This window comes from Leptospira kirschneri serovar Cynopteri str. 3522 CT (assembly GCF_000243695.2).
GTDB classification, from domain to species: domain Bacteria; phylum Spirochaetota; class Leptospiria; order Leptospirales; family Leptospiraceae; genus Leptospira; species Leptospira kirschneri.
This window is the reverse complement of the sequence record NZ_AHMN02000010.1, coordinates 159,496-185,849: the sequence shown is the minus strand read 5'-3', so window position 1 is coordinate 185,849 and position 26,354 is coordinate 159,496. Positions and strand designations below refer to the sequence as shown.

Below are 26,354 nucleotides of genomic sequence, written 5' to 3'. Positions count from 1 at the left end.
GATCAATCAATGACAGATTCAAAACAAAACTTTAAGAAAGTTTTTTCGATTCTGAAAGAATTTCATTTTTTAGTTTTTATTCGAGAGAAGCTCTATAAAATAAATCTTTTACTGAATGGGGCGGTCAAAACAATTACTGCGCGGGAACCCATTCCGATTTATTAAAATACTTATCCTCCATTTCCCGAAGGACTCCGGTGCGACTCAACTCTTGTAAAAAGAATTCAAAATTTCTAATAAATAAAATGTCCCCTTGAGGAAAAGCCGCGCTAATATCTTCTCTTTGTACAGGTTCTAAAAGCGGTCTGAAATTAGAAGCGATCGATTTGTCCTTGAGAAGAATACCCTTGATATAAAATGAATCTGCGACTAAACAATTTGCGGTTCCGTTTTTGACCGCTTCCCAAGCGGAAAGTGTATCCACATAGGTAAAAATTCGATTGTTTTTGAACTTCTTTAAAAGATACTCGTGACGATTGGAAAAAGATCGAACTGCAAATGTAACCCCGCTCAAATCGGACAAATCGAGGATACTTCTGAAACTTTGGGTCGTAATAATATTCCCTTCCGGAGGCGGGGGTAAAGCGGATTTTCGAATTAAAGCAGCAGGAGTTGCCACCAAATAAGCCTCGCTAAATTTTAGTTTTTTAGATCTTTCTAAATTACTAGAGATTCCGGATAACGCAATATCTGCTTCTTTGTTTTTAATTGCTTCCGCAAATTCGTTGAACTCCGGATAAGAAATGAACTTATACTTTACTCCTAAAAAATCCGCGTAGGCTTTTCCTAATTCGTAATCAAACCCCGGATACCCTTCTTTAGAGTTCGGGATATAAAAAGGTTCATAAGAAGAATCTCCTGCAACTTTTAATTCTCCTTTTTCCAAAATTTCCTTGAGCCTAGACGAATTATAATATTTGAATGTATCATCTTCCGCTTGTAAGTAAAAATACCCGTACAAAATGTAAAACGAGCCGATCAAAACAAGTTTTTTCCAAATTCCATTTTTCAAATCGATTTGAAAACGGCTTAAAATATAGAATGATGAATACGAATTACTAGATAGATTCTTTTTTAAAGTGTATCGTATATTTTTTCCAATGAGAAACAAATGTTTCCAATTCATTTAGATTCCTCCTGTTTGTTCGTTTTCTTTTTTTACTCAGAACTATAAAATAAAGTAATCAGTGTTTTGTAATAAAAATTCACGGTAATCAATTGATGGATCACTGGGATTTTTTTCAAACTCAACTCAAATAGACATTTTATATTCACACAAATGATTCTCTTTCCAATATTCAATTTGAAAAGTATTTTTGGACTTTGATTTTTAAATCCTAGATGACTAAAACGGTAACGATACTTTGTTGAAAAATTCTATAATAGATATTACTCATAACTATATAATAAAGTACCTAATATTTTACATGGAATCAGCGTTTTGTGATAGAATTAACGGTACTTATTTTTATAGAGATCAGTAGCAAAACTACTTCAATTATCCATTTCAATACAACGAAAACAGATAGAGAATTAATTTTTCAACAACTTTATTTTACTAAAAAAGACCAATCGTTAAGAATCTGTCCCGGTTTTGATTCTAAGTTTTTTCTCGAAAAAACTCAAAAATAAATACAATTTCATGTGTCTTCATATAAAATACATAATTTATTTCTAATCCTCTTTTAATTCCAAAATATTTTTATAATATTCTAAACTATCTGGATTACTCAAGGCTTCTTTGTTTGTGACCGGTTCTCCTTGTACCGTTTTTTTGACGGCGATCTCTACTTTTTTCATATTGATCGTATAGGGAATGTCCGGGACCTCAAGTATTTTAGAAGGGACGTGTTTGGGAGAAATTTTTTCTTTAATTTCCCTTTTTAAAGTTTGAACAAGAGAATCTTCCAATTTTTTTCCAGGAATCATTTTCAAAAACAAAACGATTCTCACGTCTTCTTTCCAATCTTGACCGATGATAACAGAGTCCGCGATTTCTGGAAAAGTTTCAATCAGACCGTAAATATCCGAGGTTCCGATTCTCACACCTCCCGGATTGAGAGTTGCATCGGATCTTCCATAAACCACAAGCCCTCCGGACTTTTTTAATTCCGCAAAATCCCCGTGACACCAAACCGATGGATACGATTCAAAATAAGCGGACTTATATTTTTTTCCTTCCGGATCTTTCCAAAAATAAAGAGGCATAGAAGGAAAAGGTTGTTTGCATACTAGTTCTCCTTTTTGTTCTATTACGGATTTTGCAGATTCGTTCCAGATCTCCACGTCCATTCCGAGACCTCTGCATTGAATTTCTCCTTCATAAACCGGCAAAATCGGATTTCCCAAAGCAAAACATCCATTTAGATCCGTTCCTCCCGAAATAGAGGAAAGTTGAAGATCCTTTTTCCAATGTTGATATACATATCTAAAACCGGATGTAGTAAGAGGAGAACCTGTGGACAACACGGTTCTTATAGCGGAAAGGTCAAAATCTTTAGGTTGAAATTTAGATTTTTCTAATGTAAGAATATATTTAGCACCTACGCCAAATACGTTGATTTTTTCTTCAGAAGCGATCTGGAACAAAATTTCCTGTGTGGGAAAAAAAGGATTTCCGTCGAACAACACTAAGGTGGCTCCTATCGACAAGGAACTTACAAGCCAGTTCCACATCATCCAACCGCACGTAGTATAATAAAAAATTCTTTCTCCCGGTTTCAAATCGCAGTGAAGCGCCAATTCTTTCCAATGATTGATAAATACTCCAACTCCTTGAACCATACATTTAGGAAGACCAGTCGTTCCGGAAGAATACATGATATAAACCGGATGATCGAAATTCGTTTGATAAAAATCAGGAAAGGCTCCTTCATTTTCAAGAAGAACAGTTTCAAAAAAATGAATATTCTGTTGAGGGTAGTTTTCCGGCAGAATCGTTTTTGTACGATTTTTAAAATGTAAAATTCCATTTTTATAATCAGATACGATGACCGCTTCTATAGAAGGTATAGATTCAAGAATCTGAGTCAAATTTTCGGCAAGAGATAAGTGTTTACCTTTGAAAGAATATAAGTCCGTGGTAAATAAAATCTTAGGTTCAATTTGACCAAATCGATCTAAAACACCTTTTACACCAAAGTCGGGAGAACAAGAACTCCAAATCGCTCCGATAGAAGTAGTCGCCAACATTGCGATCACGGTTTCAGGCACGTTAGGCATCAAACCAACGACCCTATCTCCTGGAATCACTCCTCTTTTTTTCAGATCCTTTGCGACCGCACCTACGTAAGAACGTAATTCCGCATAACTTACTTCTCTTTTAGAACCGTCCTCACCTCTATAAACCAATGCGGGAAAAGAATCGGTTCTACGAAGAAGATTTTCCGCAAAATTCAGTTTCGCACCGGGAAAAAATTTGGAATCGGTAAAATTCGATCCGCTTCGATATACAAGATCGTATTTTTGACTATGGACAACTTCTGAAAATTCCCAGATACTTTCCCAAAATGATCCTATCTCATTGACAGACCAGACTCTGAGTTCTTCAAAAGTAGAAAGAGAAAGATTCTTTTTTTCTTTAAGAAATTTAAAATATCGAACTAGATTAGAAGACTCAATTCGATCGGAGGAAGGCGTCCATAAATATTGATCCATGTAAAACTCGATTCCGTTTTTTTAGCTCACTATATCATTTTTTTAGAAAGCTAGGGTCAACATGAATTTTGATTGAGGAACGAACCGCTCCGTTTATGTTTTGAAAAAACAGATCCGAAAAAGAGAAATTCAATTGAACTCATTCGAACATATCCATTTTGCTGAAACCATTTTGATTGTATCTGGAATTATATATACGTTGCACGGATTGATTCATCAATTGATCGTAGGAGCCGCCGTAGGTTTTTTTCAATATCCGGAAGAAAGACAATCCAGATTGATCCTAATGATGTGGATCACAACGGGAGCGTTTATGAGTTTTTTAGGATTTCTTCCGGCGATTTTAATTTTATTTTTTGGGCCGCAACCACCGGTCATTGCAACCTTAATCGCGGAAACGATCGCGGTCGGATTTTTATCACTCCATATATTTCTTTCCGGATATAAAACCCATACACAACCCATCAAGATCGGATTCTTTTTAAGTTTAGGTTATACGATCATCTTGACCGCTTATCTTTTGAATATTTGGATCTAGATAAACTTTCAAAGTTTGGGCGCTTCCTGCGCCTGATAAAACACGTAAAAAATAAAACAAAAAATAAAAAAGGCGCAGGCCGGGCTTGTTACGCGCTGCGGTCGCCTTTTAGGCGACTGCTTCGCACGCTTCACATCCCTAGCGCTTGTGATAGATAAAAATTTGATTCTACATCCAGTTTATTTCAAAAATTGTATTCTCTGAAAAAATATACTATCTACAATTTCGAATAACCCATATATACATTCAAAAAAATTAATTTAACGTGAGTTAAGGCGAAAGGGATCGATAAATGAAGTCAGCGTCTCATTCCCCATCGGTCGTTCGACAGGTCGCGTTAAAGAACTAAAGCAAAGAGCCCGGTCCGGCAAAGCCGGATTCGCTCTGATTTTCTTACGTACTGCTCGCGTTAATTTATAAAAAATGAAAGAATCACCAAAGTTAGCGATTTCACAAAGACGTAGAGATTCTCAAAAAATTATATCTAACTTGAGATTGTTGACTTTTTTGTGTGAGATCCCACATTTTAAGTATTGAAACAAATTCAGAATAGAATTGTTCGAATAGTAAAAATGCAAAATTCTAAAATATTATTATGATATAGTATCTTCTTTTTACTTCTTTATAGCTATATAACAGAGTTTACAATGTTTTGCATTGAAGCGGTGTTTTACGATAAAAATTGATGGTACTTAATTTTATAGAAATCAGCAAAACGAATCGATAAAACTATTTTGTTAATCGTAGATATGGAATTTTTCAACAAATCGAATCATCTATTTTTGTAAAAAAAACCTCTCAATTGATTTTTACAATAATCTTCAGCGGCCTCAAAAGTATAGACGTCGTTATAAAACGTCAATCGTAAAGTATCTAGATAACAATCTCCAACTGAATTTTGATCAGAACAGACGTCATTTAAACGAACATCAGAATTAGACATTTTACATAAAATCGAAAACGAATCGGAATAAAAACTCTCATAACATACAGAATCCGTAATATTATGACAGGACGTTTTTACGGAGTTAGTCGTTAAAAATAATAAAGAGTTAATCAACGTTTCTCCTCGAGTCGGTTTACAAGAACAGGCACTTAAACCAAAAGAACATGGAAGAATTGTATATGCGATCAGAGTTGTGATCAAAAAGACGATCGTACAAGAAAAAAATAATTTCGATTTGAATCTCATAAAAACACTCCTCCACTACTTTCACAATTTACTTTTGCAGTTGAATAGTTCCAGCGTTGAGGAACCGTTGTATAATAAAATTTGACCTGAGTGGATTTTGTAGATGGAGAATCAAAAGAACATTGACCTACTTTATTTGTTTGAACACAAGATTGATCTATTTCAAAAATACCTCCCATATTTTTACAAAAAACCGCAACCGCATCTTCGTATTGAATTTTTGAAAACTCAAGACAATAACTTCTAGAGGAAGATACACATCTTCCATTCAAAGTAGGAGGATTTAAAAGATATGTTGCAAATAAAATTGCAATTCCGTCTTCGCTATCATTATCCGGACAATTGCAAGGTCTCAAACAATGGAAAAAGAATAACGTTAGAAATAAAAATGGTAAATATTTTATATGTCGCACAACAAAATAGATCTCCGAGCTTTTGTATAGTATTACTCAGAACATATAAATGAGTAAATGACATTCTGCATTCAAACAGTTTTTTACAATAAAAGTCGAAGGTATTTAATTTTACAGTCCTAGTGGTTAAAAAAAATCAAACAAAAAGAATATTCTAAAATTCAAATATACTTATGGAGCAACTCTGAATTTTTCCCAAAAGGAAGAAATATTTCTTACAAACACGATTCTATCGTGCAAACGACTGGAACGGCCTTGCCAAAATTCGATCCGATCAGGATAAACCGCATAACCTCCCCAATGATTTGGAAGATCCACTTCCTTATTTTGATATTGATCGGTAAATTTCTGAAAACGTTCTTCTAAAAATTTACGATCAGGAATTTTTTGACTTTGTGGTGAGGCTAACGCACCGATCTGAGATTCTCTAGGCCTTGAATGAAAGTATTCTTTAGAGATTTCTCTGGAAACTTTAGTTACGTTTCCTTCGATACGAACCTGACGTTCTAATTCAGGCCAAAAGAAAACGAGACAAACGTTTGGGTTTGTTTCCAATTCCGTCCCTTTTCTGCTTTCGTAATTTGTATAAAACAGAAACGATTCCTTCAAAATTCCTTTTAATAAAACGATTCTAGCGTCTGGTTTTCCGTCTTGAGTAACGGTTGCGAGAGTCATCGCGTTGACTTCCAACACTTCCGAATAGACGGCTTCCTCAAACCATTTTTGAAAAAATAAAATCGGATCGTCCCCTGCATCTTCTATCTCTAAAGAAGATAGTGTGTAACTCTTTCTAATTTCTGAAATTTTAGGATCCATAAAATTGATTTAAAAAAATAAACGTCATTTTGTAAGTAAAAGAAAATTTCTCAAACAAAGTTTCTAAAAAATGTAGTAGTTCCCACAGAATTCATTATTTTTGAATCTTAAAGCTTGTCCCAAAACCCCAAAGAATTTTACACGATAATTCTTTAGAAATTTTTTAATAAAATGTAGTAGTTCCTACAAATTAGGTCGCATTTGGCAAATTGTGAATTTTTCGAGCAGTTCAATCTTGTTAAATTTTCGTAGTAGTTCCCACAGAATTCATTATTTTTAAACCTCATTCTTTTACCAAATGTAAGAGTTCCCACAAAAACATATAATTTAACATGAGTTCGACGTAAGAAAACCGGACCGGGCTCTTAAGCTCTGGTCAATAAATTGATACAGTAAACAGGATAACAATCGTCTTTAGTTTTAAACGCGATTAGGCGAGTTTAAAATACTTCAATTGCGATTAGAGTAAAATCATCCTGAATCGGTGCCCCTTGTAAAAACAAATTTAAATCTTTTTGCATTTTGGAAATCTGCTCTTCAGGATTCAACAAACTAGAAGAATGAATAGAATCCAAAAACTGCTCCTCTCCAAATTCACTTTTATTTGAGTTAAATTGTTCGTAAACCCCGTCCGTAAAAAGAAAAATCCTATCTTCCGGTTTTAATTCCACGTTTTCAGAATAATATATAAAATCTTTTTTCAAACCTAAAATCGCGCCGGTTTTATGTAAAAAGTCCGCTTTACCGTCTCTCCAAAGAACCTGAGGAGGATGTCCCGCAGAAGAATATTCCAGAGTATAATCGTTTACGTTAATATCTGCGACGACACAAGTGAGATATAAAGTTTTGAACTTTTCCAAAATTACTATATTCAATTCTTTTAATATATCAGAAGGACTTTTTTCGGTCTTTTTTAAGTGTTCATATTCACTTTTAATTGCCATAGTAATCAAAGCTGCCTGGACTCCGTGTCCGGTGGCATCCGCCACAAAAAATCTATAAACACCTGGACGAATTTCAAATAGATCGTAAAAATCACCTCCTACTTCGTCCATAGGTTGATAAGAAACCGCATAAAGAATTCCTGGAAGATTTGGATGATCCGGTAGAATACTACGTTGAATTTTTTTGGAATATAAAAGATCTTTTCGTATGATTTTGAGAGACTGCATTAATTCCTGAGTACGAAGTTCCACCTTTTTTTCCAACTCCGCGTTCAAACCGGTAATATCCTCGTATAATTTAGCGTTTTCTAATGAAATCGCAGCCTGAGAGGAAAGAATTTCCAAAATTTCCAACCTATGTTCGTCAAACACGTCGTAGGTGAGACGGTTTTCGAGATAAAGTACACTCAAAATTTTTCCCTGTTTTGTAATCGGAAAACAAAGAAGGGACTTGGGTTGTTTTTCGATTACATACGGATTTAAGGAATGAAGAGAATCCTTGGAAGAGGTATTATTCAATAGTATCTTTTGCCCAGATCGATAACAATAATATACGATCTCAACCGGCAACAATTCGGACGCGGAATCTAAAATCAAAGATCTAGGTAGAATATTTTCCTCCTCAATATCTTGTCCAGTTTCCACATAAAATCCACTTTTTCTAGGAAGGATTAGAAATCCTCTCGTGGCTCCCGCATTCTCCATAATTGTTCGCATTAATTTTTTTAATAATTCGTCTTGTTCAATACTCTCCGAGATGGATTGAGAAGATTTTAATACACTTCTTAGATCTAAATTTTCCGCGGACTTAAGGATCGTATCTAAAAGAGCTTCTTCTCTCGTATGTAAAAAAATTCCCGCCTCTTCATCGGGTTGTCTGATTGCCTGAATACGATTCGCTTTTGCCAAAGCACCCCAGGTTCGATACTGTTTTTCCGCAATTTTTAAAAGATAATTGGCGTATTGTTTTCTTCCCCTTCCAAACTCCCACATTCCAGCGTGTTCATAAACAATCGCTTTTCTTAGATTGCTATCGTTTTTTTGAAGGGAAAACAAAGCCGATTCGAAAAAAGTTTCTGCCTTTGCAAAGTTCTTCTTATATTTATTATATTCTGCTTTTAGAATATACCAATACGATTCAAAATTATCCGGAAAGGTTTCAGACCAGGTTTTAAATAAAGAAACAGATCTTTTGATAAAATATAAATCCGAAAAACCTAATTTTTTTCCCGTTTCGCTCAAACGGATCAAATGAAGCGATTTGAAAAATCTATATTCGGAATAGATAAAAATTGTCCTGGATCTTTCCAAATCGTTTGCAAATTGCGAAAAAATTTTTAAACCCTCTTCCCACTCTCCACGTAAATACGTTTCTTTTCCTCTCAAAACGGCATACCAAGTGTTCGCGGTTCCGTTTGCATTCGGGATCAAAACTTCCCGTTCAAAAGTTTCCACGGACATTTCCTGATCCTTGTAGATTACGTTCGGCCGGAAAGGATTTCCCAGACTTCGGATTAGAAAATCGGAACTGGCGGCGATCACGTAGACGGTTTCGTAACCCAATTGTTCCGCTCGTTTTACGTCCTTAATTAGAACTTCATAATATGATTCAGAATTATTCGAAGAATAAAGTTGATAAATAGTATGTGCGATCAAAGAAAACGCGGCCCAGAGATAATCTCCGTACTGAATACACTTTTCGTAGGCCTCTTCCGAAAGTAGTGTCAATTTGGAAAAAGGCTCTCTGTAAAAATCAAGTAGCATATTTTTTCCAAATAAATATCTGCCTTTCATTCGATCCGCGTTAAAAACCTGAATGACGTATTCTCCTAAATCCCAATATCTAAGTGTGGTCCGTAAATTTCCGGTTATCGCAAAAAGAAGAGAACCAAAACCAGCATAACCAAAAAAACTGACTGGAGAATTTCCTTCCTTAAGAGTGATATTCATCAGTTTCAAAAAAAGGAATACGAATAACTTACTATCCGAATGTTTTCCATAGTTCAACATATTCGTAAGTATATTGATGGTTTCTATTTTATAAGGGTCCTGATTTTTTTTCGCCTCCCTCAAACGTTCCGGACTTCTTCCCCTTTGATAATAAACCATCTTTAAAAATTCCAAAACCAAAATCCAGATCCCGGGTTTTTCGGGGAATTGTACGTTTAAAGATTTAAGCGCTTTTAATCCGACTTTGTATGCACCGTCCAAATCGTTTTTCGCGTTCATCACTTCCAATTGCATCAAATAAACGTCAGCGATTTCAATTCGATCATGAAGTTTAGAAAGTAAAACCTGAACCGTGTTCTCCGCTTCCGCGGTTTTAGAAAGAAAATAAGCAGACTCTGCAAACGACTTATAAATCTGAATACATTGATCTTTTCTTTCCTTCCAAGATTCTTCCGTAATTTTTTTCTTAAGGAGAGAGAAAAGGTTATAAGCGGTGTTAAACGCCGCAGAAAGTTTTGCCGAATTTCCGGCCAAAACGAGATAACGATTAAAAACTTCTAAGTCTTCCTTAGAGTTTATAATCTTTTGAGATTTAACAAGATGATTTGCAATTTCCTGAATTCTCTCCTGTTTAGAAGAAACCAGATCCGATTCTACCAGAAACCAAGCTAAGTTTTTATGAATTTCGGCTCTTTGATCCGAAGCGATCGATTCCACGATGACCTGATTGATTTTATCGTGAGAAAAACGGAACATGATTCCTTCAAAAAGTTTATTTTTATCTAATCCTTCTGTATTCTCTTTTTTTAATATTTGTAAAACGGGATAAAGACTTACCTGAGATTCTTGGTAGATTACGATTCCTTGTTTAATACATTCTCGAATTCCGGTTTCTATTATCTCTGGAGAATTTTGAAAGTATCTATATAAAATCCAAAGATCGAAAAGGTTTCCTACACAGGCGGCTACCTTTAAAAGTTTTTGTGTATTTTCTGGAAGTCTAATAATCTCCTCCGTAAGAAGATCTAATACGTTTTCGGTTACCGTTTTTTTAATGATCTGATCCCAATCTAAACTCCAAATCCCGGAACTCTTTTGGTATTGTATATAGGATTCTGTATAAAGATTGTTGAAAAACTGATTGAGAAAAAAAGGATTTCCGTTCGTTTTTTGATAGAGAATTTCCGTAAGTTTTTTAGTGTCCTCCTCTTGCAGATCTAAACTATCATTCACATAACTTCGGATCATCACAGGATCTAAAGGATTTAGGGAAATTTCCTGAAGAAGCATTTCCGAATTTAAAATTCTCTCCCGAAAAGAGTTTAGAAAATCAGAATGTTCTTCTTCGTTTCTACAGATAAAAACGAACAACATACCTTCCCATTCGGTTTGTCTGGATATAAATTCAATCAGAGAAAGAGACGCCGAATCGGCCCATTGAATATCGTCTAATATAAGTAAGGCGGGATTATGCCGGTTGAAACAAGAGGATAAAAATCTTAATATGACTACGAATAAAAACTGATCATCCTTTTGACTTTGATAATCGGAAGAAACGGAATGAACTTCGAGTAAATTAACTATCTCCGGTATAAATTGGGTCAAAAGATGAATGTTGTCCCCTAGTTTTTCTCGAATTTCTCTTCGAAAAGATCGAATTTCATATTCGGATTGAGTTAGAAGATGATTGCATAACTCGACTAAAATTTGCCTAAGAGCGAAGTAAGGAATTTCCTTTTTATCTTCTTCAAACTTTCCTTTAAAACTTCGTAATGTGTTTAATTCTTTAGAAAGAATCGTATCTTGGATTAAAGAAGTTTTTCCGGTTCCGGATTTTCCCTTAATGAGTATGGCAGCCTTAACTCCGGAATAAACCGCGGAAATTGCTTCTTCTATAATTTCTTTTTCTTTTTCCCTTCCGTATAATTTTTCAGAAATCCTAAACTTATCTTTTTTTTCCGTAAAACCAGGGATAAATTCCAAAACACTTTTTCGAGAACGAATTGAATCGTTTAACATCCTAAGATCGTGTAATAAAGTTTCGAGAGAAAAATATCTTTCCTCAGGCATCTTGGAAAGAAGTTTCATCACTAAACTCGAAATCGGAATTGGTATTTCCTTTCTTTTTTCGGAAATCGCAACCGGAACTCTGGCGATATGGGCATGGATGATCTCCCAAGGATCATCCGATTCAAAAGGAGGTTTTCCGGTTAAGAATTGATAGAATAAAATTCCGATCGAATAACCGTCCGAACGAAAATCGACGGAACGATTGAGCCTGCCAGTTCTTTCCGGAGAAGAATAAGCGAGTAACGTGGGAGAAATTTGTAAGGGCGCTAAATTTCCTTTTTCTCCTAAAAGTAAAGAAGAAGAACCAAGCCAAGCAAGAACAGAAGTTTTAGTATCCGTATCGTAAAAAAAGGAACTAGGACTAATCTGATTATGAAGAACCCCTTGCGAATGTAAATGAACCAGATTTCCGGTGATAGAAATGGCTACTTGAAGAAATTCTTCAATCGATAACTGACCTACCTTGACAATATAATTCGACAAAAGAGAACTTTCTAAATTTTCATAAACGAGACAGTACCGATCTTGAACCTTTATCAAACGTTCCGGTTTCAGAATATGATCGCCTGAAATCAGTTTACCGATTTCATATTCATTTAAAAAATAAAATGAATCCTCTTCTCGAGTTTTTTCCTTTTGTATTCTAAGAATTTTAGTTTCGGATTCACCTTTTAATATCCCTCTGTAAATCGTAGAAACGTGATCCTCCAATAGGATTTCCTTTTTATGAAAAGAAGTCTCGGTTCTAATTGACATTTTTATAAATTACTTTCTGGTTTTTGCAAATAGATAAACGTAATAAGCGTCTGCTATAAAAACCAATATTCCAAGACATAAAACAAAATACTCTTTGGGAAAATAAAGAAACAAAAATACGGTAAAGAATACGGTTCCCAAAAATTTACACCACGCAATCGGATAAGAAAATAATCGATTGTCATTCATGGATAAAAACAAAACCGGATACATGGCGGAAATGAATAAATTCAGTATATAAGCGGAATTGGAACCGGTAAAAAGGTCGTATCTATTTACGTAATAAGTATAAATCAGAGCCCCCCAAGACAATAATAATACCAAAAGTAAAATTCTATATTCTAATGTACTAATAGATATTTTGAATTGTTTTTGTCCGTATCTAAATACGTTGTAAAAAATCACTACGTCCAAAAGAAACGCAAGTTTATAACCCCAATTTAAAACAATTCCCATATCCTCTTGGATGACAAATCCCCAAAGAAATTCCCAAACAATGTTCCCACAGGCAATAAACACGGGCATTTCCACAAACTGTTTACGATTTGAATCCACGATTAACGCAAAGTAGACGTATGCCCAAAAAACCACTCCTATCAGTAAAAATACGTTTTCAAGAAGTGTGAACTTTCCCAAATAATAAGGGTCCGTTAAAATTTTTTCCAAGAGTTCCATAAGATCTATACTCCCCAGTTTCCTTTTAAAGAAGGTGGAATTTCAAACTTAGCCTTCTTACCTTTGTAATAGAAATTATCCATTCCTAAAATCAGTTTGGATGAAAAATGCGCGGCAAGTTTTTGAAAATGATCATTCTCGCTCAATGTCTGATCAAAACCGGTGATAACTTTTTCTAGAATTTCTCCTAGGATTTCTTTTTCTTCCCAAGGAAGTTCTAAAATTTCACAATTTTCTTTACCTAAATATTTCTGAAGAAAATACAAGGGCACTCCGTCCAACAAATTTCCTGGAACCATATATTCCATAAAATCTAACAGTGATTTTGCGAGAATCTTTCCCGCCTCCGATTTTCTTCTTTGATCTTGAAAGATAGAAAGTCCGAGAGCATAAGCATCTTCGTATGTATCGGGTGATAATTCAGGAAGTACTCCCAGGATATGACCCGCAACTTTCCAAAGATGAATGTAAGAATCTTTTTCCTCTTCGTCTAACGTAATTCCGGAGAAAGCCAAACCTTCTAAAATCAGGCTGGAAAAGGATTGTAAGGTTCCGGCCATGTCCTGTTGATTGATTGGTTTGCCCCATTCTTCTTTCCATTGATTCGATTCAAGTATAAAGTGACGAATCGAAGAGTGCATCAGTCTTACTTTTTGTGCGGCCCTGATTCCTTCTCCTCCTTGAGAAAGACCTCCTTCTTTCAAAACGGAAACTACAAATTGTGTAGTTTCCATCAGTCTTCTAAATACTTTTTGTGTGGAGCCGTTTTCTTCCACGAGTCTTCCCGTATAAACAAGTACTTCCGCTCCGTTGCCACAGGTATAAGCCATAGGAAGAGATTTACAACATAGAATCATGAGTATCTGCGGTCCGTATGTAGCAAATACACGTTCTGCAATTTGAATTTTTTTAAGATCGGCCCAGCCTGGAAGAACACTGGTTTTTTCGAAATATTCCTTAAAGTAAGAAGGAAGTTCCGTCGGTATAGGTCCGAAATTCTGCGTTAGAATATTGAATAAAGCTAAACTTCTCAGTTTATCTTTTTTATCGGATTGAAAATAATCCTGTATCACCTGATCCGCATAAACGTCTGTTACGGATCTATATTTTATAAAATTCTGCATTCAATTTTCCTCATTGGAGTCACAAACTTTACGAAACCTCCGAAATGTGAAAAGAAAAATAACTTTTCAGAAATTCAAATCTTATAAAGTGTTACACATGCAAAAAACGAAAATCGTATTTCGATTCTATTTTAAAATTTTATTTTTTATCTGGATCGGACCTATATCCGTAAATTCGTTGTTCGGCGTGGGAGTATTTCAACCTTCTCATAACGCTCGATATGCGGGTATGGCAGGGGTCAATCTTGCCATCGGAGGCTCTCCAATGGATCTAGCAACCAATCCCGCAAATTTAGTTCTCAATTCCAAAGGTGGACTTGAGTTCGGAATCGGGCTGCCATACATTCGTTCCCAATATAAGGATCGTCTAACCGATACCAATCCAGAAATCGAGTATCATAATTCTCAAAATTATAATATTCTTGCGCCCTTACCCTACTTCGGTTTGACACTTCCGCTCACGGATCGGTTGAGCTACGGAGTTGGAATTTATGTTCCGGGAGGAGGAAGTGGTCAGGTAAACGGAATACTCAGATTAACTCCTAACGCTCAATCCCTGAGAGATTGGTCGGGTGCAGATATTCCAGGACCAATCGGAGATTCAAAAAAAATTAAAGAAGATTTATCCACTACATTTTATGTAGTAAAAGCGACCAACGCTTTAGCGTATCGATTCGGAAATCTTTCCGTAGGTATGGGAATTGAAACGATCTATTCCAAACAAATCGCCAATCAAAAATTTTATGATATTACCCATACCTTGGAGATTCCGGGCCAGGGTTTTGATTATAGAAGTAAAAACGCGTATTCTATGGGAGGAATATTCGGACTTTCTTATACGTTTACGGAATTGTTTAAAATCGCATATTCCTACCAAACTAGAAGTATCCTTCCTTTGGATGGTGGAATGCAAATAGGAATCGGAGACGTCAATAATTACAGAAGAACCGGAGTTTCGGCCACTTTTAATCTTCCCGAAAAACACGGATTAGGTTTTTCTTTTGGAAACGAATCTCTAAAAATCGGTTTGGATTTTTTGTATTACAATTACAACTCCTATGATCAAACGTTTAAACAGAGATTAGAAGACCCTTGGTTTCCAACTTTTTTAGGAAAAACGAATACAATCACCCAAAATCTAGCGTATCACGACGCTTGGGCGGGAGCGATAGGAATAGAATACAAATCGGATTCTTTTGTTTATAGAGGTGGTTATCGTTATAATACAGGTGTGGTGCGTTCCGAAGGAATCAGCGCTTTACAAGCAGGAATCATGGTCCAACAACTGGCAACCCTGGGATTGAGTTTTCTTTCTGGGAAATGGAGTTTTGACCTTGCAATCAATTATTTATTCGCCAAAAAAGTCTCCGCAGATCCAGGAAACAACTGGGCGGTATTACATTCCGCGTTCGGTCCAAATGACATTCGAATATTAAATTATTCTCAATCTTTACAATCGGACGTGCCTGCAATTTTATTTGGCGCTTCTTATAAGTTCGAGTGAGTTAAAAATTTTTGCTTACTACTAATCCTATTTCAAAACTTATAATAATGTGAGATCTACTTCAAAAAGACAACAAATCCGAGTTAAACTCCGTTTTTAAAAACTTACGGACGGAACGACGGACGGTTTTTGTGGGAATTCCAACAATGGATTAGAAATTTCCAAGAGGTTTATTTCTATATTTTGAAACAGGTTCAAAATTGAATACTGTAAGTTTTTATAATAAAGTTCTGTTTCCGTATAAAAGATTAGGACTTTTTTATAAAACTCTGGATAAATACGAACATTCAATTATTTTTTGAATATTTTAAAAATATAATTTAATGTTAATTCGGCATAACGCGAAATGGATCGATAAATGAACTAAAGCACAACGCTTTCCTGAACTCAGCATCTCACTCCCTGAACTCAGCAAAACGCTTTCCTCAAACTCAATGCATCGCTCCCTAACATAACCTTACCCACAAGTATTTGGATCTCAATATTAAATCTGTGGGAATTACGACAAATCCTCTGTAAAACTGAGTTCCCACCCCACAACGCGATTCATAGAGAGCGTTGTGCTTTAGTTTTCCCTATTTTTGGGTGGGGGCGGAGGTGGAGAAGTTCAGAAGACTTTTCTTTATCAGAAAAACATACTTTTTGCAAGTAAAAAGACTCATTCTTGTCGGAACACTTGAAAAATGTGCGTTTTTGAGCCTTCTGATTCTAAAATCCTATTCAACTTGTGGGTAAGGTTATGGCTCCCTAAGGGTCGCTCTGGAAACTCAGCGTCTCGCTTCTACGGTCGCTCGACAGGATCAAGTTATTGGTATTTTATGAAAATTGAATCTGATTCTCGAGTTTCACAATAACTTGACCAAAGCGAAGAGCCCGGTCCGGCTGCCTGTGGCAAACCGGATTCGCCCCGGTTTTCTTACGTAGAACTCACGTTACTGTTTTATCCTAGGTCAATTTTACCGTAAAAAAATAGATGTGGGAACTCTCACAAATTGTGGATTTACCGGTTAAACTTTGAAAATTGTGGGAACTACTATAAAATACAAAAAGAATCATCGTCCATCCGATTTTCTGCACAAAACTGCTGTTTTGCGGCCATCATCAAAATTTAAATTCGTTTTAACGTAAGTTCAGTTGAGAAAGATTTTTCTAAAAGTATGAGTTCCTACATTTTAGAATTTGTTCTTAGAATCGTGATTTGCGGTAGTTCCCACATCATTTTACAGACAAACCTAAGTTTTGTAATAGTTCCCACACTTGAAATACTACAAATTATAAACTTCTATTTTTTAAATTGTGAGAGTTCCTACATTTTAGAAATCGATCTATAAAATTCAGATCCTAACTTTTTTCAGAATTATGGTCCTTTACGTAGAACTTACGTTAAATAAAGTACCGAATATCTTGCACTGAAATCGTGTTTTGTAATAAAAATTAAAGATATTCAATTTTATAGAAATCAGTAATATCATGTGATAAATATATACGAATCACTAAAAATAGGTTTTAAAAATTTTACGGAGTAATTTGATGATTACAAAACAATCATTTTAAATCTGAATACAAATTTATCATTTAATCCATCCTATTCGATAAAATGAGTTGTTTTATAAAAATCTACAAGTTAGAATTACGACTTCTAGATTCTATACGGTTTAGTTTCGGTCTATTTTTAAATAAGATTTTTATGAATATAAGATCCGCATTTTTATTTTTTTCCATAGTATCTAGTTGTATGGTAAGTCCTCCAGACAAACCAGAACCTCCATTTGCAATCCTTAGATATTTTTTAAGTCCGAATACAAATGAAAGTGAAGAACCTCAGGCAACTACTTCCAATAATACTCCAATTCCTGTCGTAACACCGCCACCTAACTTTAATCTAAGCGCTGTTAGTGATACCGGACAAACTCAATGTTGGACAACTGGCGGAGTGTTAACTGCGTGTTCCAATAGTGGTCAAGACGGAGAATTTATAAACACTCCAAATTCTCGTTCCTTTACAGGCCCCACACAACATCCTCAATATGGAACGGATTATACGACCTTAGACAACATACGGGGACTCGTCTGGAAAAGTTGTCCCGAAGGTCAAAGCGGACCTACTTGTGTTTTAGGAGCCGCGACAGCGATGGATTGGGATACGGCGACTAACGTGGGAGGACCTGGCAGTTGTTCCGACCTAAACAATCAAAACGGAGGAAACGGATATGCGGGTAGAACCAATTGGAGGATTCCAGAGTTTAAAGAATTTATGAGTCTTTATCGTTATTCTACAAATCCAGCCCATCCTGAAAACGTACAATTTCCAAATGCGGATATAACCAATCTCTATATGACAAACACTACTTATCCACTCAACGTGGCGGAGATTTGGGTTGTTGATTTTTTAACATTAGGACTTCCAATTCAACCATTTGTAAAAGTAGGCGCGAACGTATTTTTACGCTGTGTTTCTGGAAACCCCTTACCCGCCTTTTCATTCTTAGACAACGGAAATGGAACCGTTACGGATCAAAACGCAAAACTACTCTGGTCCAAATGTGCATTAGGAAAATCAAATGTAAATTGTACAGCGGGGGTTTTATTTTCAGGAAACAGACAATCCGCTTTCAATGGATGTAATAACTTAAACGTAGCGGTATTTGCAGGAAGAAACAACTGGAGACTACCTAACGCAAATGAACTACTAAGTATTGTAGATCACTCCGGTGCTGGAAATCCAGCCATTCCAGCCGCATTTCCAAACTTTCCCGCAAACACCACATTCTGGACTTCTACAACCAACGAAGCAACTCTAACCGAAAGTTTAGTGATTAATTTTAATGGAGGTATTTTATCGAGTTTAACAAAAACCTTAGCAGCAAGCGGAATCTGTGTTACAAATCTTTAATATAAATAACCCTCTATTAAAACGAACTTCTAAATAAAAAACTAAATCCTTAGGATAATTTCTGCAATCAATCGATTTGGAAAGAGCAGTTGTATCATTCACTTAAAGTGTGTTCAACGTAATAAAATGGGGGCGAATCCAGTCTTTGCAAGCAAAGACTGGACCGGGCTCTTAGCTCCAGTCAAGTTATTGTGTGCTAAGTAATACATTCAATTTCTTTAATTTCAATAACTTGACTCCGCATCGATCCCTTTCGCATTGATTATACCGAATTCACGTTTTTTTTACTCATTTTCACCTCATCCTCAATTTGCTGAGAAAAAGGTGTCCGTTTTTTAAGTCACTAGATCACTGACTTACATCAATGTGCATCTGCCTCCTGAGCACTGATTTACTAATGTACTGGTTGGATACCGTCCTGTACCTCTTCTATCTCCTCCTTCTCCAGTACAATCTCTGTTAGAGATCATGAAATCAAAAACATTGCGGTAAACCTGATCTAATCTTATTGTGATAAATCTCAGTAAGGGCCTACCTGGTCTTTCTAGATTACTGATCACCTGAAAAGGATCCGTGGTGGGAGTTAAATAGCCTCTATAGATATTAAATGGCAGTGAAGACCAATTCGTTGGAATTACCACTAACCCTTGAGAGGTTCTCAGAATTGGAACGGCATGCCATATAAGAGTTCTTGCGTCTGGACTATATCTTAGCATTAACGCCAACCAAACATTTCCAGGTGAAGAACCTATGAGCGATCTAACATGAGATAGGATTTCAGACCGAGTGGTGAATTCACGAGAGAGAGTCCATCCATACTGGGGCAACATAATCCGAGCGGATGCTAATGTTAGTAGTCTAGTTGTACCAGCAGCAGAACCATATACGTTAGGCACATCTACCAGCAAAGTATCTAATTCCGGATAACGTTGTCTAAAAGAGTCAAAAGGATCTCTATTGGGAGCTGTATCGAAAAAGTAACCTCCACCCTGAATAGGTCCGTGGGAATGATACTCCTGAAGCTCAGCTAACATCTGAAAAGTATGAAGCAGACAAACACCACATATACCGCGAATCTGTACCTCGCCTACAGATAAAGTTGAATTCGTTATATCGTAAAGTCTCCTAATCCATTCTTCGGTTAATTGAAAGCCAGGCGGTAAGGTTCGTTTTATTGTTATATTATAATTTTCTTTCCTACCTGCAGGACAATACTGTTCTGTCTTTCCAAGATTACTAGCTGTGTAACGTGCCCAATTTAATAAATCTCTATCAACAAAAAACAGAGAAGTAGGACTATTGGTAGTATCTTCTTTCAAATAAGAGAGCTTAACTGCATAGGCAACACCCCAATTCGGTCCATATCTAGTAACTCGGAGTATATTGCCTTGATAATCCGTAATCATCCCGCCTTCTCCAGTTTCAAGATATACATTCCAATAAGCGGGATTAGCCTTACTGATAGGTGCATCACTACACAATGACCACTTAACCCAATTCCAATTATAACTATTTACCTGAGAATACATACAAGAGAGCAATCCACTGACTGGGTTGTATTGAGCAAGATGACCACTTTCAGGATTGTAGTAGATTGGTGTCGTATTTTTATCCGAGCTTCCAGAACGAATAAAGTAACGATCATTTCCCAGTTTCCAAGAGATAGAAGTCAGAATGCTAATGTTTCCGGGAGTGGCCACGGTCTTAACCCAATCATCCATAGAAGAATCTAAGGTATGGTCATAGTAATCCCCTGAGTTTTTTGAGATATAAGCATACCATTTATAATCCTTTAACCGATAACGTTCATCTGCAGTCCAAAAAGAGTTATCCTTTACGATCCATCTCTGTAGAGGATCATTGATCGTACAAGGTTGTAGGTTCACATAATCCCAGTTTGTTTCTCCCTTAATTACACTTTCCGGTACAGTAATACACAACCACGTGTTGTTAATGTAATAAGAAATTCTTTGAAATACATCGTATCTAGCATTACTAACTTCTTGTTCCCAGCACTGCTCAATCTGAATATAACTTTTACCTCCGATAAAAACTGGAGCATAACAAAACGTTCCTCCATCATGGATTACGATTTTGATAGGTTTATCTTTGGGTTTATCGGTAGGTCTTTGAATGATCGAACCAGGAATTTTATTCGATAAAATAGGAACACTTTCAGGATTTACACCGTAAGAGTAACCAACTCCAATCGAAACCAACAAAACTAATAATAAAATTATCCAACGACCCATTCTTACCTCCTCTTTTTTGAAAAATTAAGACGTGGTCATGTAACATCCATAACTACATGAGATAGATCAGTCTTCTCTCATCTTGTTTGAATCGATTTGTCAATAAGTCGGGAAAATCCGAGTAAATGGAAGACATACAGTATCATTTACCATCGTCTTTTTGATCGTTATTAATACCTTTCAACAACTCTAATACGAATTTTTATAATTGATATCTATGATTGATCTTATAATCAGATACATCTAAGAAATTTCTTAACTAGATAACAATTGGAGAAATTAGAATTTTAAAGATTAGAAGAATTGGCATTTTGTTCTGCTTTCGATTCGTTTTGGAAATTTTTTGCACGTTATCTAAAGATGTCTGTTTTAGAAAATATTCTACATAACTTGTATATAGATTTTCTAATGTTTCTAATAAAAAGAAATTAGTTAGAATCGTTAAAAATATATTCATCATTTTCACCTTCTATTATCTTTTTTGCTCCTCAGTGAAAACAAAAATTTTCACTGTTAGGAATATTCTAATGAAGATTAATGATTATCTGTTTATTTTGAACCTATATATGAATTATATTAGGATTTTAATCTGTAATTGAAAAAATGAATAGAGTTGTTGAAAAATTCCATAGTGAGGATTCGTAAAATTGCTTCAATTTTCCATTCAATCCAATACAAACAGATCAAGAATTAATTTTTCAACAACTCTAATATAATGGTTCTACAGATTTTGTAATATCAAAGCTATAACAGTATATAAAGAACTACCCATCCCTATTACCAAATGGATTCTTGCGGGTTGAATTCAGGCGCATAAAAATTCCGCTCGAAGTTTTTTCTCATTTGATTTTAAACATTCATTCACCGTTTTACTTTTATGAACAAATAGATTATCCCAATCTCTTTGCGGTTTTCTTTTAAAAAATAAATCAAACCCTGATTTTTATTAAAATCTATAAAATTAAATACTATGAGTTTGATTACAAAATGTTATTGGAGTTCAAAATATTCAGTATTCATTAAGATCAGATCTATACATAAAATCGACGTTTTAAGACCCCATGAAATAAAAATTCATTTCATAATATTGAATCCATAAAACAAACAACTATTGTTCTAGAAATTAAAAATATAATATTCTATTTTTATAAAGTTATAAAGTTTCTCGAATATCACAAAATAAAAAAACATGTCAAAAGATTCCATAGAAACAATTCAGCCGATGACTCGACTAAATTGTATAATCCTCAACATAGACCTTTATCTTTTTAAAACGGATATGAACGGTTTCACCAGGAAGTAGATTGAGAGATTGAAACTCGGAAGAATTGAGTTGTGATTCCAAGATAGTTCCGGTATCTAAACGTTTAAGGTCAATCTTTACGTTTCTACCGGTCGAATGTATATATTGAATTTCGGCCGGAATCGTTTGTGCTTCGATCGGTTCCCTTAAAATTTCCACGTCATAAGGGCGAACATAACCAACGGCGGAAGCGTTTTCAATTTCGGAATGTTCCGGAGCATCTACCTTAATTTCACCGAGTTGGGTTTGTCCACCCTGAACCCTTCCGTGAAACAGATTTACGTCTCCCAAAAAATGAAACACAAACGAATTTTTAGGATGATTATAAACCTCGTCCGGAGTTCCGACCTGCTCTATCTTACCAGATCTAAGAATGACCACCTTGTCCGAAACCTCGAGCGCTTCCTCTTGATCGTGAGTCACAAAAACACTCGTAATATGAATTTCATCATGAAGACGTCTAAGCCAGTTTCTCAATTCTTTTCTCACCTTTGCGTCCAAGGCACCGAAAGGTTCGTCTAACAGTAAAAAACGAGGCTCAATAGCAAGAGCCCTAGCGAGGGCAATCCGTTGTCTTTGACCTCCCGAAAGTTCGGAAGGATAACGATTATGAAAATTCTCAAGTTGAACGAGCTTTAAGAGACTCATAACCTTGTCTTTAATCACATTCTTACTCGGTCTTTCAGCTCTTCTTCTAACTTCAAGACCAAATGCAATATTTTCAAAAATCGTCATGTGTCTAAATAACGCATAATGTTGAAATACGAAACCTACACCTCTATCTTTGGCGTTTTTTTTACCCACTTCTCTACCTTCAAAAATTACCTGACCTTTGTCCGCGTCTTCAAGACCGGCGATGATTCTAAGTAAGGTAGTTTTACCGGAACCGGAAGGACCTAAAAGAGCGACTAACTCTCCCGAAGGAACATCTAACGAAAGATCGTCGATGGCAGTAAAATTTCCAAAACGTTTTACAAGATTCTTAACTTCGATTCCCACGTTATACCTCCTCTTGGAGAAATTCCTCTTTTTTTACAATTTTGATTTTTCTTTCCAAGATCTGTTTAGCTACGAGAGTGATTAAGGATAAAAACACAAGAAGAGAAGCCGCGGAGAAAGCAGCCACAGAATTATATTCGTTATAAAGTACTTCGATCTGTAGCGGTAACGTATTCGTTTGGCCTCGAATATGTCCGGAAAGAACGGAGACCGCACCAAATTCTCCCATAGCTCTCGCATTACAAAGTATAATTCCGTATAACAGTCCGTATTTGATACCGGGTGCAACTATTTTCAAAAATACTTTAATCGGAGAAGCTCCTAAAAGAAGCCCTGCTTCTTCCTCTTCCATACCGGTTGCGTCCAATAAAGGAATGAGTTCTCTTGCCACAAAAGGAAGAGTAATGAAAATCGTAGCGATCACAAGCCCAGGAGTATTGAATACAATTTTGAAATCTAATTCCTCCAACCAAGGACCAAACCACCCCTGTCTTCCAAAAAGAAGAATAAAAATCAAACCGGAGATCACGGGTGAAACCGAAAACGGAGAATCTATGATCGTGAGTATCCAGCTTTTGCCCGGAAATTCAAAACGAGTCAATGAGAAAGCGGCAAAAACTCCGAAAATGGTATTCAAAGGAACGGCAATTCCGATCACTAAAAGAGTCAATTTGAAAGCGGAAACGGTATCTGGTTCCCGAATTCCTTCCCAGTAAGCGCTAAAACCTTTGGAAAACGCTTCTTGAAAAACGGTATAAATAGGAAGAATCAAGATCAGACCGGTGAGAAAAAAAACGACGCCGATAAGAAAACTTCGAACAATCAACGATTCTTGTTTCATTCGCTTCTCCTAGCGGCAATGTTTTGAATAACATTAATACATAATAATATACTAAATGAAATAACAAGCATGATAAATGCAATTCCAGTCGCTTCTTCGTATTCGTATTGTTCCAGTTTGGTGACGATCAACAAGGGAAGAATTTCCGTTTTACCGGGAAGGTTCCCAGATATAAACACTACAGAACCGTATTCCCCAATTCCTCTCGCAAACGCCATCGCGGCTCCGGTAACCAAAGGAGAAACAAGCTCCGGAAAAATTACTCTTCTAAATATCTGCCAGCGGCTTGCTCCTAAACAATAGGCAGATTCTTCCAGTTCTTTAGGAAACTCTTCTAAAACCGGTTGAACGGTTCTGACAACAAACGGAAAACCTATAAACACGAGAGCGATAACGATTCCGATCGGAGTATATGCAATTTTGATTCCCAATGGTTCAAAAAATTTTCCAATGATTCCGTTCGGAGTATAAATTGTAGTAAGAGCAATTCCGGCGACCGCAGTCGGCAAAGTAAACGGAAGATCCACTAGAGAATCGAGTAAAGACTTTCCAGGAAAATTATAACGTACTAATACCCAAGCAAATAAAAATCCGATAAACAAATTGAGAATCGCCGCCGTCGCCCCCGCTCCAAAACTTAAATAGAGGGCAGCTAAAATCCTTTCGTGGGTAAGTAACTTCCAAAAACCTTCCCAGCCGATTCCAGTACTTTTTAAAAAAAGAGCACCTAACGGAATGATAACGATCAAACTCAGATAAGATACTGTTACACCTAATGTAATACCAAAGGCGGTTTTTCCGTAAGGTTTTGTCCTAAAAGTGGCCACGTTTTCTCTTTTCAAATCTAAGAATTTTTTTATTCATCGTTTTGAAGTAATCTGATCAAAAATGGCTCCGTCAGAAAAATGTTTTTCCTGAGCGTTTTTCCAAGAACCGGCTACGTCTCTAATCGTAAACAGTTTCAAATTTTTGAATATACTTTTATATTTGGACGCTACTTTTTTATCCGTGGGACGGTAGTAGTTTTTTGCAATCGTTTCTTGACCTTCCGAAGAATATAAAAACTTCAGATAATTCTCAGCGACTTTTAAAGTATTGTGTTTTTCAGCGTTTTTAGTTACGACCGCAACGGAAGGTTCGGCCAAAATACTTACGGATGGAAATACGATTTCCACGTTTGGATTTTTTGCGGTTTCTTGAAGTGCTAAATGCGCCTCGTTTTCCCAGGAAATCAAAACGTCTCCAATTCCTCTTTGAACGAAAGTAGTCAAAGAACCTCTCGCACCCGAATCCAATACAAGAACATTTGAATATAAACTTTTCATAAACGTTTTTGCCTTTTCTTCAGATCCGTATTTTTCTTTTGCATAACCCCAGGCCGCTAAATAATTCCAGCGCGCCCCTCCTCCGGTTTTAGGATTCGGGGTAACCACTCCTATTCCCAGTTTTACAAGATCGTCCCAATCCTTTACCCCTTTCGGATTCCCTTTTCGAACTAAAAATACAATCGTAGAAGTGTAAGGAGAACTTTGATATGGAAGTAACTTTTCCCAATCAGTAGAAAGAAGTTTTGTTTTTTCGGCGATCGTCTCGATGTCGTGCGCAAGCGCTAAAGTAACTACATCCGCTTCCAATCCATCGATGACCGCTCTTGCTTGTTTACCGGAACCTCCGTGGGATTGATGAATGACTAAATCTTCTCCGGTTTGTTTTTTCCAGTGCTCTATAAATAATTTATTGATTTGCGAATACAATTCCCGAGTCGGATCATAGGAAACATTTAAAAGTTTGGTTTCTGAAAACAAAGAAAATGAAACTACAAAACATAAAATCGATGAAAATATTCTTAAAGATTTGGATTTCATTTGGCCTTCCCCTGGAAAACTTACAACAAAACGAAAATTTTTCTAATTTATTAGATAATTTGATCCAATATCTTAGGTTATTGTCTAAAAGTAAAGAATTTTGTTGAGTTTCTGATAACTCCCGGTACGACTCCAAAGAATCAGTCTGTAGATTTCACTTTGAAAAATAGGCTAAAAAATAATTTAGAAACAAAGCACCTATAAACGAATTAGAATATTTGAAAATAAACTAAGAATCGTTCCCAAATGCGAATGTGTCGATAAACTGAAACGAGTAGTTCCCACAATTTTCAAAGTTTAACTTGTAAATCCACAATTTGTGAGAGTTCCCACATCTATTTTTTTACGGAAAAATTGATCTAGGATTTTCTTACTTACTTCTCACATTGAATCGTTGTGGGAACTACTACTTCTGATACATTTTAACTTAAGTTTATACAGTGATAGTATTCCCCTGAAACTTATTCTGAAAAAAATCGGCTCATCTTTGTTAATTATCTTCTATTTTTCCTCAATTTGATTCCTTCAACAAAGACTCTCCCATTTATGCTTCTTATTGATG

General features: G+C 35.9%; 18 protein-coding genes. 3 read left to right on the top strand and 15 right to left on the bottom strand.

Features of this window, described 5'->3' with window-relative positions; translation table 11 throughout:
* Positions 1–133: 133 nt before the first annotated feature.
* Positions 134–1,126 carry a substrate-binding periplasmic protein gene (locus LEP1GSC049_RS213655; RefSeq protein WP_004750306.1) on the bottom strand — a complete coding sequence of 331 codons (993 nt, stop codon included), beginning with the start codon at positions 1,124–1,126 and terminating at the stop codon, positions 134–136.
* Positions 1,127–1,674: 548 nt separating this feature from the next.
* A complete protein-coding gene (locus LEP1GSC049_RS213660) occupies positions 1,675–3,657 on the bottom strand; it encodes an acetoacetate--CoA ligase (protein WP_004776913.1) in 1,983 nt (660 codons plus the stop codon).
* A gap of 133 nt (positions 3,658–3,790) precedes the next feature.
* On the opposite strand from LEP1GSC049_RS213660, the gene LEP1GSC049_RS213665 reads away from it, so the two are divergent.
* Positions 3,791–4,195, top strand: coding sequence for a hypothetical protein (locus tag LEP1GSC049_RS213665; RefSeq protein WP_025175826.1), 405 nt, complete (start codon positions 3,791–3,793; stop codon positions 4,193–4,195).
* Between the two features lie 772 nt (positions 4,196–4,967).
* Here LEP1GSC049_RS213665 and LEP1GSC049_RS213670 read toward each other — a convergent pair.
* The 6 genes from LEP1GSC049_RS213670 to LEP1GSC049_RS213695 form a co-directional block, all read right to left on the bottom strand.
* On the bottom strand, positions 4,968–5,387 hold the full coding sequence (locus LEP1GSC049_RS213670) for a hypothetical protein (RefSeq protein WP_004762902.1): 420 nt from the start codon (positions 5,385–5,387) through the stop codon (positions 4,968–4,970).
* Positions 5,384–5,800: a hypothetical protein gene (locus tag LEP1GSC049_RS213675; RefSeq protein ID WP_016560874.1), complete on the bottom strand. Its 417-nt coding sequence runs from the start codon at positions 5,798–5,800 to the stop codon at positions 5,384–5,386. Before LEP1GSC049_RS213675 ends, LEP1GSC049_RS213670 begins: the two co-directional genes overlap by 4 nt.
* A 171-nt stretch (positions 5,801–5,971) precedes the next feature.
* Positions 5,972–6,616, bottom strand: coding sequence for a pyridoxamine 5'-phosphate oxidase (pdxH, locus tag LEP1GSC049_RS213680; RefSeq protein ID WP_004750417.1), 645 nt, complete (start codon positions 6,614–6,616; stop codon positions 5,972–5,974).
* A gap of 440 nt (positions 6,617–7,056) precedes the next feature.
* Positions 7,057–12,336, bottom strand: coding sequence for a trifunctional serine/threonine-protein kinase/ATP-binding protein/SpoIIE family protein phosphatase (locus LEP1GSC049_RS213685; protein WP_016560856.1), 5,280 nt, complete (start codon positions 12,334–12,336; stop codon positions 7,057–7,059).
* A 9-nt stretch (positions 12,337–12,345) separates the two neighbouring features.
* Positions 12,346–13,011, bottom strand: coding sequence for a transmembrane-type terpene cyclase (locus LEP1GSC049_RS213690; RefSeq protein ID WP_004750688.1), 666 nt, complete (start codon positions 13,009–13,011; stop codon positions 12,346–12,348).
* 5 nt (positions 13,012–13,016) lie between these two features.
* Positions 13,017–14,135 (bottom strand): oxygenase MpaB family protein, encoded by a 1,119-nt coding sequence (locus LEP1GSC049_RS213695; protein ID WP_004759333.1) that lies wholly within the window; start codon positions 14,133–14,135, stop codon positions 13,017–13,019.
* 97 nt (positions 14,136–14,232) lie between these two features.
* On the opposite strand from LEP1GSC049_RS213695, the gene LEP1GSC049_RS213700 reads away from it, so the two are divergent.
* Positions 14,233–15,639: an OmpP1/FadL family transporter gene (locus LEP1GSC049_RS213700; RefSeq protein WP_004759253.1), complete on the top strand. Its 1,407-nt coding sequence runs from the start codon at positions 14,233–14,235 to the stop codon at positions 15,637–15,639.
* Between the two features lie 96 nt (positions 15,640–15,735).
* Here LEP1GSC049_RS213700 and LEP1GSC049_RS2000000228795 read toward each other — a convergent pair whose 3' ends face one another.
* Complete coding sequence (locus LEP1GSC049_RS2000000228795) at positions 15,736–15,930, bottom strand: hypothetical protein (RefSeq protein ID WP_004762918.1); 195 nt, start codon at positions 15,928–15,930, stop codon at positions 15,736–15,738.
* A 1,396-nt stretch (positions 15,931–17,326) separates the two neighbouring features.
* Here LEP1GSC049_RS2000000228795 and LEP1GSC049_RS213710 point away from each other — a divergent pair.
* Positions 17,327–18,532, top strand: a complete 1,206-nt coding sequence (locus LEP1GSC049_RS213710; RefSeq protein WP_016748091.1) for an Lcl C-terminal domain-containing protein — start codon at positions 17,327–17,329, stop codon at positions 18,530–18,532.
* Positions 18,533–18,888: 356 nt separating this feature from the next.
* Here LEP1GSC049_RS213710 and LEP1GSC049_RS213715 read toward each other — a convergent pair whose 3' ends face one another.
* The 6 genes from LEP1GSC049_RS213715 to LEP1GSC049_RS213735 all read right to left on the bottom strand — a co-directional run bounded on the left by LEP1GSC049_RS213715 (position 18,889) and on the right by LEP1GSC049_RS213735 (position 25,792).
* Complete coding sequence (locus LEP1GSC049_RS213715) at positions 18,889–20,784, bottom strand: DUF1561 domain-containing protein (protein WP_016560855.1); 1,896 nt, start codon at positions 20,782–20,784, stop codon at positions 18,889–18,891.
* Positions 20,785–21,043: 259 nt separating this feature from the next.
* Positions 21,044–21,241: a DUF1563 domain-containing protein gene (locus LEP1GSC049_RS02000000224710; RefSeq protein WP_004770319.1), complete on the bottom strand. Its 198-nt coding sequence runs from the start codon at positions 21,239–21,241 to the stop codon at positions 21,044–21,046.
* A gap of 774 nt (positions 21,242–22,015) precedes the next feature.
* Positions 22,016–23,086: a sulfate/molybdate ABC transporter ATP-binding protein gene (locus LEP1GSC049_RS213720; RefSeq protein WP_004750725.1), complete on the bottom strand. Its 1,071-nt coding sequence runs from the start codon at positions 23,084–23,086 to the stop codon at positions 22,016–22,018.
* Between the two features lies 1 nt (position 23,087).
* Positions 23,088–23,927 carry a sulfate ABC transporter permease subunit CysW gene (gene cysW / locus LEP1GSC049_RS213725; RefSeq protein ID WP_004750577.1) on the bottom strand — a complete coding sequence of 280 codons (840 nt, stop codon included), beginning with the start codon at positions 23,925–23,927 and terminating at the stop codon, positions 23,088–23,090.
* Positions 23,924–24,769, bottom strand: a complete 846-nt coding sequence (gene cysT / locus LEP1GSC049_RS213730; RefSeq protein WP_004750842.1) for a sulfate ABC transporter permease subunit CysT — start codon at positions 24,767–24,769, stop codon at positions 23,924–23,926. Before cysT ends, cysW begins: the two co-directional genes overlap by 4 nt.
* Before the next feature lie 18 nt (positions 24,770–24,787).
* Positions 24,788–25,792 (bottom strand): sulfate ABC transporter substrate-binding protein, encoded by a 1,005-nt coding sequence (locus tag LEP1GSC049_RS213735; protein WP_016748092.1) that lies wholly within the window; start codon positions 25,790–25,792, stop codon positions 24,788–24,790.
* Positions 25,793–26,354: the final 562 nt, after the last annotated feature.